13 protein-coding genes are annotated in these 12498 nt (G+C 38.2%); 11 read left to right on the top strand and 2 right to left on the bottom strand.

Annotated elements, in window-relative coordinates:
- Nucleotides 1-18: 18 nt before the first annotated feature.
- A complete protein-coding gene (locus tag LKW28_RS16155) occupies nucleotides 19-1002 on the bottom strand; it encodes a polysaccharide deacetylase family protein (protein WP_229141388.1) in 984 nt (327 codons plus the stop codon).
- Between the two features lie 268 nt (nucleotides 1003-1270).
- On the opposite strand from LKW28_RS16155, the gene LKW28_RS16150 reads away from it, so the two are divergent.
- The 3 genes from LKW28_RS16150 to LKW28_RS16140 all read left to right on the top strand — a co-directional run bounded on the left by LKW28_RS16150 (nucleotide 1271) and on the right by LKW28_RS16140 (nucleotide 3963).
- Nucleotides 1271-2128 carry a carbon-nitrogen hydrolase family protein gene (locus LKW28_RS16150; protein ID WP_229141387.1) on the top strand — a complete coding sequence of 286 codons (858 nt, stop codon included), beginning with the start codon at nucleotides 1271-1273 and terminating at the stop codon, nucleotides 2126-2128.
- 131 nt (nucleotides 2129-2259) lie between these two features.
- A complete protein-coding gene (locus LKW28_RS16145; protein ID WP_229141386.1) occupies nucleotides 2260-2931 on the top strand; it encodes a GNAT family N-acetyltransferase in 672 nt (223 codons plus the stop codon).
- 204 nt (nucleotides 2932-3135) lie between these two features.
- Nucleotides 3136-3963 carry a cytochrome c oxidase assembly protein gene (locus LKW28_RS16140; RefSeq protein WP_229141385.1) on the top strand — a complete coding sequence of 276 codons (828 nt, stop codon included), beginning with the start codon at nucleotides 3136-3138 and terminating at the stop codon, nucleotides 3961-3963.
- Nucleotides 3964-3980: 17 nt separating this feature from the next.
- Here LKW28_RS16140 and LKW28_RS16135 read toward each other — a convergent pair whose 3' ends face one another.
- Complete coding sequence (locus LKW28_RS16135) at nucleotides 3981-5027, bottom strand: hypothetical protein (protein ID WP_229141384.1); 1047 nt, start codon at nucleotides 5025-5027, stop codon at nucleotides 3981-3983.
- Nucleotides 5028-5259: 232 nt separating this feature from the next.
- On the opposite strand from LKW28_RS16135, the gene LKW28_RS16130 reads away from it, so the two are divergent.
- From LKW28_RS16130 to LKW28_RS16095, 8 genes are all read left to right on the top strand, one after another.
- The gene (locus LKW28_RS16130; protein ID WP_229141383.1) at nucleotides 5260-5847 is read left to right on the top strand and encodes a DNA-3-methyladenine glycosylase; all 588 of its coding nucleotides are present in this window, start codon (nucleotides 5260-5262) and stop codon (nucleotides 5845-5847) included.
- 273 nt (nucleotides 5848-6120) lie between these two features.
- On the top strand, nucleotides 6121-6468 hold the full coding sequence (locus LKW28_RS16125; protein WP_229141382.1) for a flagellar basal body rod protein: 348 nt from the start codon (nucleotides 6121-6123) through the stop codon (nucleotides 6466-6468).
- A 49-nt stretch (nucleotides 6469-6517) separates the two neighbouring features.
- Nucleotides 6518-7165 (top strand): PspA/IM30 family protein, encoded by a 648-nt coding sequence (locus tag LKW28_RS16120; RefSeq protein WP_229141381.1) that lies wholly within the window; start codon nucleotides 6518-6520, stop codon nucleotides 7163-7165.
- 99 nt (nucleotides 7166-7264) lie between these two features.
- Nucleotides 7265-7999, top strand: a complete 735-nt coding sequence (gene liaF, locus LKW28_RS16115) for a cell wall-active antibiotics response protein LiaF (RefSeq protein WP_229141380.1) — start codon at nucleotides 7265-7267, stop codon at nucleotides 7997-7999.
- Nucleotides 7996-9036, top strand: coding sequence for a histidine kinase (locus LKW28_RS16110; protein ID WP_229141379.1), 1041 nt, complete (start codon nucleotides 7996-7998; stop codon nucleotides 9034-9036). The genes liaF and LKW28_RS16110 overlap by 4 nt, the downstream gene beginning before the upstream one ends.
- Nucleotides 9029-9661 (top strand): response regulator, encoded by a 633-nt coding sequence (locus tag LKW28_RS16105; protein WP_229141378.1) that lies wholly within the window; start codon nucleotides 9029-9031, stop codon nucleotides 9659-9661. The genes LKW28_RS16110 and LKW28_RS16105 overlap by 8 nt, the downstream gene beginning before the upstream one ends.
- A gap of 310 nt (nucleotides 9662-9971) precedes the next feature.
- On the top strand, nucleotides 9972-11117 hold the full coding sequence (locus tag LKW28_RS16100) for an HD-GYP domain-containing protein (protein WP_229141377.1): 1146 nt from the start codon (nucleotides 9972-9974) through the stop codon (nucleotides 11115-11117).
- A gap of 178 nt (nucleotides 11118-11295) precedes the next feature.
- Entirely contained in the window at nucleotides 11296-12498 is a 1203-nt protein-coding gene (locus LKW28_RS16095) for a hypothetical protein (protein ID WP_229141376.1), read from the top strand.

The following is a 12498-nucleotide window of genomic DNA, read 5'->3' as shown; positions in this document are numbered from 1 at the left end:
GGCCTAGATAGCCATCTGTTAAAATAGTTGGATGGGGTGCATGGTCGAGTCCAGTGCTTTGAATTCATAGCCTTGCCCCTTTAAGTAGTCGAGTAGCTTTGGTAAATGTTCAAGTGTTTCAGGTCTTTCGTGCAATAAAATCACAATTGGTTCATTGACACGATTCAGCTTATTCAATTGATCGATTACACTGTCCACATAGCGACTGTCTCGAAATTGCCAATCACGGCTATCGATATTCCAATCCCACATCTTATATCCAGCTGTATCAACTGCATTTTTATAAGCGTCCGTCATATATGGTGAACTGCCAAATGGCGTCCGAATAAGGTCTGTTTCGATACCGGTAAGTTCTAAAATCGTTTGTTGCGTTTGGTCCATTTCCCCTAGGACGGAGTTAGAAGATTGATAGAATTTATTTTTATCGTGGGTCACGCCATGAAGGCCGACACTGTGCCCTTTACTAACCATTTCCTTTACAGCATCAGGATAATGTTTAATATTATTATCTAACATAAAAAAAGTTGCCAGCGCATCATATTGATCGAGTAAAGCAAGAATATCCTTTGAAACCTTATGTGGACCATCGTCAAAAGTGAGATATACCGCCCTTGATGGTGGGGCTGGAGTTTCCTTCGGCCCATCCTGTTCTTCATCGGCTTCCTGTTCATCATCTACTTCGGGAGTTGCTGGATTCATGGTAACTGGAGCTGGTTCTACTGTGGTTTCTGTTGTAGGTGCAGGTTCTTCCTCAGTGGGCTTTTCTTCATCAATAGTACCTTTAGGTTGGTCATCCACTTTTAAATCATCATCTATTGGTTCATTTTTTTCTGGAGTTTCAACAGGTGCTACAACCTCAACAATCGGTTCAGATGCATCTGCTTCAAGAAAAAACTTCGATTTTAGTAGAAAAAAAGAATAAAAGAGTAACAACACAATAAAGCCAAACAACGCAATAATTTTTACAATATTGCCCTTCCCCATTTTTTTTGTGTCCGACATTTAGCATACCTTCTTTGCTGTGTATTCTTCACTATATAAGACGTCTTATGTTGCAGAAAGGTTTCAGTAATATTACGACAATTTTACAGCAACAACGACTATCTTATCATAAGGGAGGGTTGTGGGAAAAGAGAAATTTGGCAAAAAAAGGTTTTTGAGAATCGAATCTTTATAGTCTACTATTAAAAGGATAATTAACTTGTTTCAAACGGAAAAATAGTTAATAATCCACTTATACAGATTTTTAGAATTGAAGGGGGATCTCGATTTGAAATTAAGGGTTTCAGCGGTGCAATATCATCTTCACACGATTCGTTCCTTTGATGAGTTTGCTGCCCAATGTGAGCATTATATAAAAACAGCTATGGAATTTGACGCAGAGTTTATATTATTTCCCGAATTTTTTACTACACAGCTTTTATCAATAGGCAGGAAAGATGGGTCAAGTATGACCATTGACGACCTGCCGAGCTTTACAGAACAGTATAGAGCACTTTTTTCTAAGCTTGCAAAAGAATATAATGTGTATATTATTGGCGGAACACATGTGATCCGTAAAGGGGACCACCTAAACAATGTAGCCCATTTATTTTACCCAGATGGAAAAATTGGGGAGCAGGCAAAGCTGCATATTACACCAACAGAAGTGAATGAGTGGAATATGACACCAGGTGACGACTTCCAGGTGTTTGATACAGAAAAAGGACGCATTGCGATGCTGACCTGCTATGATATTGAATTCCCGGAAATCGTTAGGATTGCAAAAGCAAAGGGAGCAGATGTGATCTTTTGTCCGTCTTGTACAGATGATCGCCACGGCTTCCATCGTGTGCGGTATACAAGCCACGCAAGAGCGGTGGAAAACCAAGTATATGTTGTTGGAACGGGTACAGTTGGTTCACTCCCAACGGTTGATTTTATGCGTGCCAATTTTGGGCAAGCAGTGGTCATTACGCCTAATGATATCCCATTTCCGCCGAAAGGGATTTTAGTTGAAGGGGAATTAAATAACGACATGATTGTAACAGCTGATCTTGACCTGGATCTTCTTTACGAAGTTCGTGAACGCGGATCTGTTACAACATGGCGCGACCGCAGAACGGACCTTTACCCCGATTGGGATTAACTTTATTCAACTGAATAAAGTTAATGCCTCCGGCGGATGCCACGATTTTTAAATGGAAACTTTTCGACAGGGGTCGAAAAAAATCGGGCGCAAATACGCCAAAGCGCATTTGATTAAAAGGAGAGTATGAAATGGATTATAAAAGAATAACAAGCATCAATGACCCATTATTTTTTAAAATGCATGAATTAATGAAGAATGTGTTTCCTAAAGAAGAAGTTCTAGATTTTGAGCTTTGGAAGGAGCCTCTTGAAGACCCGAGCATCCGCGTTTTCGTAGCTGTAAATGAGGATGAGGTTGTCGGAGCGACGGAATACCGTTATTACCCAGACTGGAATATCGCAATGACTGATTTTACGATTATTGGTCAACCCGGCTTAAGCATTGGTCGCTTTTTAGCGCAAAACCGTACGAAGGATTTACAGAAGCTTGCAGAGGGAAATGGAAAAGAGCTTTTTGGAATGTTTGCTGAGATCTATGATCCCTACCAGGTTGCACACTATGAATTTGGTACAGTGAAGCAAATGGATCCATTCGTACGCCGTGAGGTTTTGTCTCATCTAGGGTATAAGCGTCTTAATCTCGACTATGTTCACCCATCTTGGAACAATGATGGAGAAGCTGTGAAGGGGCTTGATTTATGTTTCATGCCTGGCGATGAACAAGTTAATGAGCTGCCAAGCCAATTAGTCGCAGATTTCTTAACAACCTATTACACTGTTCTTCCAAACAAACCAGCAGAATGGCTGGAAATGGTGAATGGATTAAAGGAAAAAGAATCAGTAAACTTGCTTCCATTATAATAATCAGGTCCATGTTTAAATCATACCGATTTAAATATGGACTTTTTTTGTCTGAATATTGTCTGAAAAACGACATGTGATATAAATCATATTCCATATGGTGCGAGAGGATTTAGAATGAAGATAGAAGAGTATGTTCGAACGGTTCTTCGGACCTGATGTTGACCTTTTGAACAACTAAATATCCATAAAGCTGGTGATATGGTGATTAGTCAAATTTTAGATGGTTTTAGCTTTCACTCCCAATGGAACGGCGGAGTCATCTTTTTTACACTTATTTTAATTGTCTTATATATGTTCCTTTTACCCACTCCGAAGGACCACAAAAAGTATAAATCAATTGCGTTTGCAGGAAGTATGCTGTTGATTCTTTTTGCTGTCGGAAGTCCGTTGAACCTTCTGGGACGTATGCTGTTCCGCGCCCACATCATTCAAATTGTCGTCGTCCTTTTAATTGCGGCACCTTTACTAGTAATCGGTTTGAAGACCAACCTGCTTGAAAAAATGTTAAAAAATAGTGGTGCGAAAAAGGTTTATCGTTTTCTAACTCATCCAGTGTTTGCAATTGTTTTATTTCATGGTTTATTTATTGGATACCATGTGCCAGTTGTATTTGACTGGATTCGAACAGGTTATTTTACAAACTATTTCTTTTTAGTTGGGTTGATTTTAGCTGCGGCGCTATTATGGTGGCCAATCATCGGGCCAATTAAAGAGCAAGATCAATTGAGTTTTAAGCAAAAGCTTATCTATATCGTTGTCAATATTGTGATGTTTGTGCCAGTCACACTCTTTTTATGGTTTGCAAATACCGAGTTGTATTCGGTTTACAGTGACACAAGTCAAATGCTTGCAGCGTTAGCCTTATGTATGCCTATCGGTGAAGAGATTCCACCGGATTTATTGGAAACATTGCTTCCATATCCGCCAATTGGTGAGCAAAAGAACGGAGCGATTATCTTATTTATCTCACAAGCATTGATTTTCGGCTTAAGTGTAATATGGTTGTTTATGAAAAAAGGCAGGAAATGAATTCCTGCCTTTGCTATTTAGCTAAGTTTTCCGATATAAGCCAATTCTGCAGCTTCTTTTGAGTCGGTGGTGCCATCAAGGATTTTACGAATGTCCTGAAGGGTATCCTGTAAACTGATGGTTTCTCCTTTTTTGCCGGTAAAAGCTTCGGCGACATAAAAAGGTTGTGTCAAATAGGCTTCAAGGCGCTCGCCGCGCTTATAGGTTTGAACCTCAGTTTCCGGGAGCTTTTCAAGACCGTGCACCGTAACGAGTGACCGGAGCTCGCGGTACCGGCGCAACATCTTTTTCGCTCGCTGTTGGATCGTGAAATGTGTTTGATCCAGGTGTGCCCCCTCAAGGACTGAAGAGGTAGAGTATACTGGGTTGACTGCAGGGAATTGATGTCTAGCAGTGAGATCAGCATCAAATTGCCATAGAGTTTCAAGCGGGCCAAATGGGACATCTTCGTCAACAACTTCTCCCTTTAAATCTACAAGAATGGTTGTGACAGAATCAACTCCGATTGAATGAAGCTTATCCTGTAAAGTTTGAATTTCACCAGTGATAACATGGGAGCGGTCAGCAGCAAAAGCCACCTCTTTTGTCTTACCAAGCTTTGCAATTTCGTCGTATGCTTCATTAATTGTTTTTACCTGAATTTGAACTTCATCTAGAATATCATTTACTTCAGGATGATCCCCTTCCGGCAAAAGTAAAACAGTTGCAAAGTCATTGTTGCGTAAGCGGTGAAATAATTCAGCAAGTACGACAAGCTGCCCCATTCCAGGACGAGCGACAAGACCAACGGTACCACCTTTTGCTAATGGAGCAAAGACATCAAGCGTTTTAATCCCAGTTTCAATCATTTCAATTTTCTCCCCTCGAATTAGTAATTCATCCAAACTACATTCAGCTAATTCAGCAAGCGCTACTAATGTGCGCACTTCCGCACGTCCAACGGGAATCTTTCCGGTGCACAAATTTGATACAGTGGCCGGACGTAATCCCACAGACCGTGCAGCAGTTGTTAAATTTGGTACTCTTCTGCGAAGCAAAGATACATTGAGTCGAATATCTTCCAAAATTTACACCTCCTGTTACTTTTTAGAGTAAACTAAATTTCGTTTGAATGCAATAATTATTTTCGTTATAGAGTAATTTTTTTTACGGTAAGTGGTTGTTAGTTGCTAACGCCCATAAAACTTGGATAACGCTCATTGAAGCAAAATAACGACCATAGAACCAAAAAATCCCCGTAGAATACACCCATCATCCAAGCCTCATACTAAAAATAAAAAACGTGAAGGAGCCACCATGACTGAAATCCTGCCAGAATCATTTTTTTATCAACCAACATTAGAACTCGCCAAGGCACTCCTTGGCTGCCAGCTTGTGAAGCACACTGACCATGGCATCGCATCGGGCTATATCGTCGAAACGGAAGCATACAGGGGTCCGGCAGATCAAGCAGCTCACTCCTACAATAATAGAAGGACGAAGCGAACTGAGGTAATGTTTGGCAAACCAGGGCGTGCGTACACGCATCGAATGCATACACATTGTCTCATTAATGTTGTAAGTGGTGAAATCGAAATGCCAGAATCGGTACTAATCCGAGCCGTTGAGCCAGCCGAAGGAATTGATCTCATGTATGAACGCCGTGGTCAAATGCCCGCTAAAAACCTGACAAATGGCCCCGGAAAACTTACAAAAGCACTAGGGATTTCAATGGAGGACTACGGACTGCCAATGTTCGAACCACCGATTTACATTGCAAAAGGCTACACACCCGAGAACATCTCAACCGGACCGCGAATCGGAATCGATAATACAGGAGAGGCAAAGGACTATCCATGGCGATTTTGGGTCACGGACAATCTCTATGTATCCCGCAAAAGATAAGGGTTTGCTCACATAGAGCAGACCCTTTTCATTAAAAGGATTTCCAAATTTTTTATGTCTAGCTCCAGCGCCTAGCCCCTCGAGGTCACAAGCTAATCGCTTCTGAAGGCAAAGAACGCCTTCTGTCAGCGCTTATCTTGTGCTTGTCGTGGCTGAGCAAGGCGCTTGCGCTTTTCCAAATAAGCCTCAAGTCCTATTCAAAAATATAACTGGGGCTCATTATAGCCAACCCAAATTCAGGATAAGATTGAATCATGAAAGGAGGAAGTATACATGAAAAAATTCGGATTGTTTATTCTTGGAGGTATTGCAGCGATTGTACTTTTATCACAGGTTGGTCCAATGATTGGCCTCGTGATCAGCTTAGCGATTCTGTATTTTGCATTTAAAGGGTTTATCAAAACAGATTCAACATTAGGCAAGGTCTTATGGGCGATCGTCGGCGTAATCGCACTAACAGCATCAGCTTCAAATGTACCGGCAATTTTAGGTTTAGTGGCTGCATACATCCTCTACGTTGTCATTAAAAAATGGAAAAAAGAAAAGCATCAAGTCATTACTGAACCATCTGACCCATTCACTAACTTTGAAAAACAATGGGCTGAATTAAACAAACATTAATTGTAAAAATGCAAAGCTACGAAATCAAAACAAAAGGAGAATGATACAAATGGCAAATTTATTAACTCGTATTAAGGACACAGTACTAGCAGACTTTCACGGCATTTTAGATGAAAAGGAAAAGAAAAATCCGATTGCGTTGCTTAACCAGTACCTTCGTCAATGTGAGGCAGAGGTAGAAAAGGTACGCAAACTTGTAGAACGTCAGCATTCCCTTAAGGATCAATTTGCAAGAGAACAGCGTGAGGCAGCGGACCTTGCTGAAAAGCGTAAATACCAAGCAAGTGTGGCACAGCAAGCGGGTGAAACGGAACTTTATGACTTTGCTGTTCAGGAGCAGGCGGCATATGAAGAGCGCGCTGCAAAATTACAAGAAGCTTTACAAAATGCAGGGGCAGAACTAATTGGGCTTGAGAAAAAGTACGAAGAAATGAAACATAAACTGAAGGATATGCATATCAAGCGTATGGAATTAATGGGACGAGAAAACATTGCACGTGCGAACCACCGCATGAATCAAGTTCTAGACACAAATGCATATACAAATAAAGCATCAAGAACATTTGAAGAAATGGAATCATATTTGGATCGTCTTGAAAACCAAGTAAATTCCTCATACCACCGCAACACGATTGATGCAAGAATTGCTCAACTTGAAAAAGAAGTAAAAAATGAAGAAACACATTCAATTTCATAGTGAAAACATGGTATTCTAAGAAGGCGTAGACAATCTGCGTCTTCTTATCCCAAATTTACGGATAATAATCGATACATTCAATGAAAGGGGGAGCCAAACTTGTTAAATAAAATAAAATCAGACAATCTTAATGCATTTATTCTTTTTGGGATTATTTTATTAATCATAGAAATTACGTTTTTTAACGGTGGGGTTCTATTCTCTTTTGTCATTTCGTTTGGATGTATTTATATTGGTCGTAAAAAAATGCCAAAAACATTTGGCAAAATCCTGTTTTGGTTTGGATGGATTAGTTTAGCCTTTACGATTTTAGGGATGATGACAGTCAAATTTTTAATTCTGGCTGCACTTATCTATCTGCTCTCTCAATTTTTTCAATCAAAGAAAAAACCAAATTATATTAAACCAGAAATAAAAGAAGCACAGAAATCATCCACACAGGAACCGATTGTAAAGCGTCAGCCGCTGTTCCAAAATATCGTCTATGGTCAGCAAAAAACACCAGAGTATGCTTATGAATGGAATGATGTCAATATCCAATCCGGAATTGGAGATACAATTATTGATTTGAGCTACACGGTTCTGCCCAAGGGTGAATCGGTTATTTTCATTCGAAATATGATTGGCAATGTTCAGGTTTTTGTTCCATATGAGGTAGAAGTAAAGGTGCATCATTCTGTCCTTTACGGTGCAACCACAATATTTGAAAATCATGATTCAAAAACAATGAATCAAACACTTCATTATCAGACGCAAGAGTATGATACTGCTGAACATAAGCTTAAAATTGTGACAGCAGTGGGTGTCGGAGACCTTGAGGTGAAACGAGCGTGAGTACAGTCAAAAGACAAATAATAGTTGGAATTTCTGTCTCGGTGTTTTTGTTTGTACTCGCTCATGTCATTATGTTTATGGCGTTTCCACTGGCCAATTGGGCTGCACTTTGGCAAACGGAGCTATGGGATTTACCCTATATCATCCTGGCGATAAGTCTAAGCTTACTAGGTGGACTAGTCTTTGGTATTCTATCGGGGTTTTTATGGAGAAAACAACTGCTGTCAGTGTCTGATGCTATTTATAAAATGGAGCAGGGAAGGGTATTGCCAGAAATTCCTGAAAACCTAACCGCTGAATTCACAATGTTATGGGATCGGATAAAAAAAGTCCAAACACATATAGCTGAACAAACAAAGCTTTCTCAAAAACTAGCGAACGAGAAAGCAGAAGATCAAGAAAAGCGTATTCAAAAAATTGTTTCAGAAGAACGCAATCGTTTAGCGCGTGAACTGCATGATTCCGTTAGTCAACAGCTCTTTGCAGCTTCGATGATGATGTCTGCCATTAATGAGTCCAATACACGAACAGACGAACGTGAAGCAAAACAGTTTAAGCTCGTTGAGGAAATGATAAATCAATCCCAACTTGAAATGCGCGCGCTCTTGCTTCATTTGCGTCCAGCTGCTTTGAAAGGAAAGACACTGCAGGAAGGGATTCAAGAGCTATTAGTTGAACTAGTGCAAAAAGTACCAGTCACCATTGAATCGAAAATTGAAGACTTTCAAATTGATAAAGGGGTCGAGGACCATTTATTCCGCATCCTCCAAGAGTCAGTTTCAAACACCCTTCGACATTCGAAAGCAAATCAGTTAGAAGTCCTGTTAATTAAAAGGGATGATTTTGTTATTTTGCGCATTGTTGATGATGGCATTGGATTTGATGTCGAACAAGCGAAGGCAGGATCCTATGGGTTGCAAAATATGTACGAACGCGCAGTTGAAATTGGCGGCACAATGCGAATCGTGAGCATTAAGGAAAAAGGGACTCGGATTGAAGTGAAAGTACCATTATTAGAGGGTGAAGAAAATGATTAAAGTACTATTTGTCGATGATCATGAAATGGTAAGGATAGGGGTTTCTTCCTACTTATCAGCACAGCCGGATATTGAAGTTGTTGGAGAAGCGGATGATGGTAAAAGGGCGATAGACCTTGCACTTACACTTAGGCCAGATATTATTTTAATGGATCTTGTGATGAAGGAAATGGACGGTATTGAAGCAACGAGAAGAATCATTGAGAGCTGGCCAGAAGCCAAAATCATCATCGTAACAAGCTTTATTGATGATGAAAAAGTGTATCCGGCACTAGAAGCCGGAGCAACAAGCTATATGCTGAAAACCTCTAAGGCAAGTGAAATCGCCGAAGCAGTTCGTAAGACGTTTCATGGACAGTCAGTTCTAGAGCCAGAGGTTACAGGGAAAATGATGGTTCGTATGCGACAAAAGGATACTCTTCTTCCACATGAGGAATTAACAAACCGCGAAATGGAAATATTACTTCTAATTGCGGACGGAAAAACAAATCAAGAAATCGCTGATGAACTATTTATCGCATTAAAAACGGTTAAAGTACATGTAAGCAACATATTAAGTAAGCTTGAGGTCCAGGATCGTACTCAAGCAGCCATTTATGCATTTAAACATTCTCTCGTAAAATAAAAATTAGATAAATTTCGACAAAAAAGCACATAAATCTACATGTGCTTTTTATTTTTTGGTAAAATATAAGATGAAAACAGTGCTTTATACCTTCAACAGGAATAAAGAACCATTCAAGAATTACCATATTTTATATAGAAAAGGAATATATTTGTACCTAAACTACTATTCAGTTTGTAGTACAGATGGTTTATAATTAACAAAGTCGATTATTGACGAATTTCGTCTGTGACTTTTGTACCTATTTTGTAATAAAAGAAGGATTTTTGAATAGATATCTAGAAATATAAGAGAAAATGGAGAAAAAGAGATGCAGAAAATGAACAAAAGATCGGTATTTTTATATGAGGAGAAAAGGACTGTAACCTGGTTTAGTATTTTATTTTTTATAATACTATTTGGCTATGATATCTTTTATTACTTTATTTTTCCTAGGTATGATTCTATAGTAACCTATGGATTCCCGACCGATTTTGTATATGTATTGTACTTTTTTATTTTGCTATTAATACCTGTCATATTCATTAATAATAGGAAAAATAAGCAGCATTCTACTAAATATTATTTTTTCTTTACCTATGTAATTTTAAGTCTAATCAATGAGCTAATTACTTTCTGGAACAAACCTGAATCATTATCAAGTGGTAATGCAGTGGAAGTTTTCTTTGTACTGTTTTCTCCAATTTTTGTGAACAAAAAATATTTCTGGACAGTTGTAATAGGCTTGATTACTAAATATTTATTACTAGGTGGTCTACTGCTAAATATATTAGCCGCTTTTCCTATTGTAATAATAATTGTCCTTGCAATTATTGCATATATTTTCTTAAATAGATTTCAAAGTTATATTAATGCTTTGAGCACCTCTTATGATCAACAAATGGAGGGGATTGTAAAAGGTGTAATTGCAGCACTTGAATTGAAAGATCCTTATACTAGAGGTCATAGTGAGAGAGTGGCTAAATATGCAATGGAGTTAGCCAAACAGTTGGGAACCTTTTCTCAAGATGAATTAAAGTCGTTTAATTATGCTTGCTTGTTGCACGATATTGGTAAGGTGAATATACCTGATTCCATACTAATGAAGCCGGCAAAGTTAACCAACGAAGAATATGAAATTATAAAAACACATCCCGTAGTGGGGGTAGAAGCAGTTAAAAATGTTGAGGGACTTGGAACAAGTTTAAGTATTATACGATCGCATCATGAAAGATGGGATGGAAAAGGATATCCAGACCAGCTTAATGGTGAAGATATTCCATTAAACGCTCGCGTAGTGGCAATAGCGGATGCCTTCGATGCAATGACTTCTTCTCGGTCCTATCGAGGGGCTTTGCCAGTAGAAGAGGCCTATAATCGAATTCTTCAAGGGGAAGGCACCCAATTTGATCCAAGCCTTGTAGCAATCTTTAAAAAAGTTTACCCAAAATGGGTTGATATACAACAAGAATCATAAAATAATATTTTAAACAGCAAGGAGGTGACAATATGAAAATCAAAAAGTTAAAAAAAATCAAGGCAACTTGCTGGTGGTGTATATTTGTACCTGGTGGACCAAGAGGATAATTTATGAATGAGGATGCTTATCTTAGATAATAGCATCCTTTTATTATGAAAAAGGGTAGGTGTGACGATTGCAATTAACTGCTGAATCTATTATAAGTTTACATGAATTGAAGATTCGAAAAGATAATAAACATTATATTATTGAAGATTTGGTAACCCAGGAGTTTTATGAAATGCCAGTAATCTGTATAGATGCAATAGTGTTAATTAACAATGGTATATCACTTGGTGAAATCGAACACCTACTCAAAGAAAAATACCCGAATGATGAAGTGGATTTGCTAGACTTTGCTCAACAATTACTAGATTTAGATCTTATCGAAATGGTAGATGGAACAAAAGTAAGTGTAGAAAAGGTTCGTACTCAAGAGAAATTAGGGCTTAAATGGATTTCGCCAAAAATAGGGAAGTTTTTCTTTAATCGGTTTACTCATTTTTTCTATCCATTACTTTTACTAGTGAATCTCGTCCTTTTTATTAGTCATCATCATCTTTTTCCACGCTATCAGGATTTATTTGTTTTTGATACAATGATGTTTAATATAATGTTGTATGCAGGAATTTCGATTGTTTTAATTTTTATTCATGAAAGTGGTCATATTTTGGCGATTCGTTCATTCGGCCTTCCAACGCGATTACAAATTGGAAATCGATTGTTTTTTGTTGTGTTAGAAACAGATCTTACACAAGCATGGAGCCTTCCTTCAAAGGATCGAAATATTTTATTTTTAGCAGGAATCTATTTTGATAGTGTCCTTCTATTTATTGCATTGATTTTAAAAATAACCAGTCCATTTTCGCTTGAGATGATGAATGGAATTATAGGTTTGATTACTTTTGATATCGTCATACGAATCATTTATCAGTGCTGTATTTATATGAAGACGGACCTTTATTATGTGTTTGAAAATAGTACTGGAAATTATAATTTAATGGAAAGTGGTATTGAATTTTTGAAAGGTCTTTTTGCTAGAAAACATAAAGATCAAAAAAATAGAATGGTCGTTTTCTATTCTGTTTTCTTTTTGATTGGAATTTTGTTGACTTTCTCGATGTTTGGCTTTTATTATATACCTCAATTAGTCTTTATGATGATGAATGTACTTCCTGGGTTTGCTGAATCGGTATCGACCCTTCAATTTTGGGATGCTGCTGTTTTATTTGGTCAGTTCCTTATCATGATTTGGCTTCTATTATATTCATTGTCGAAAAAATACGGAAATAGGAAAAATAATAGGACTATATACTCAGGTGAAGAAAATAATATATAA

The organism is Bacillus sp. REN16, assembly GCF_020731355.1.
Classification (GTDB): domain Bacteria; phylum Bacillota; class Bacilli; order Bacillales; family Bacillaceae_L; genus Ferdinandcohnia.
The sequence above is the reverse complement of the archived record's forward strand: the minus strand, read 5'-3'. Positions and strand labels throughout refer to the sequence as shown.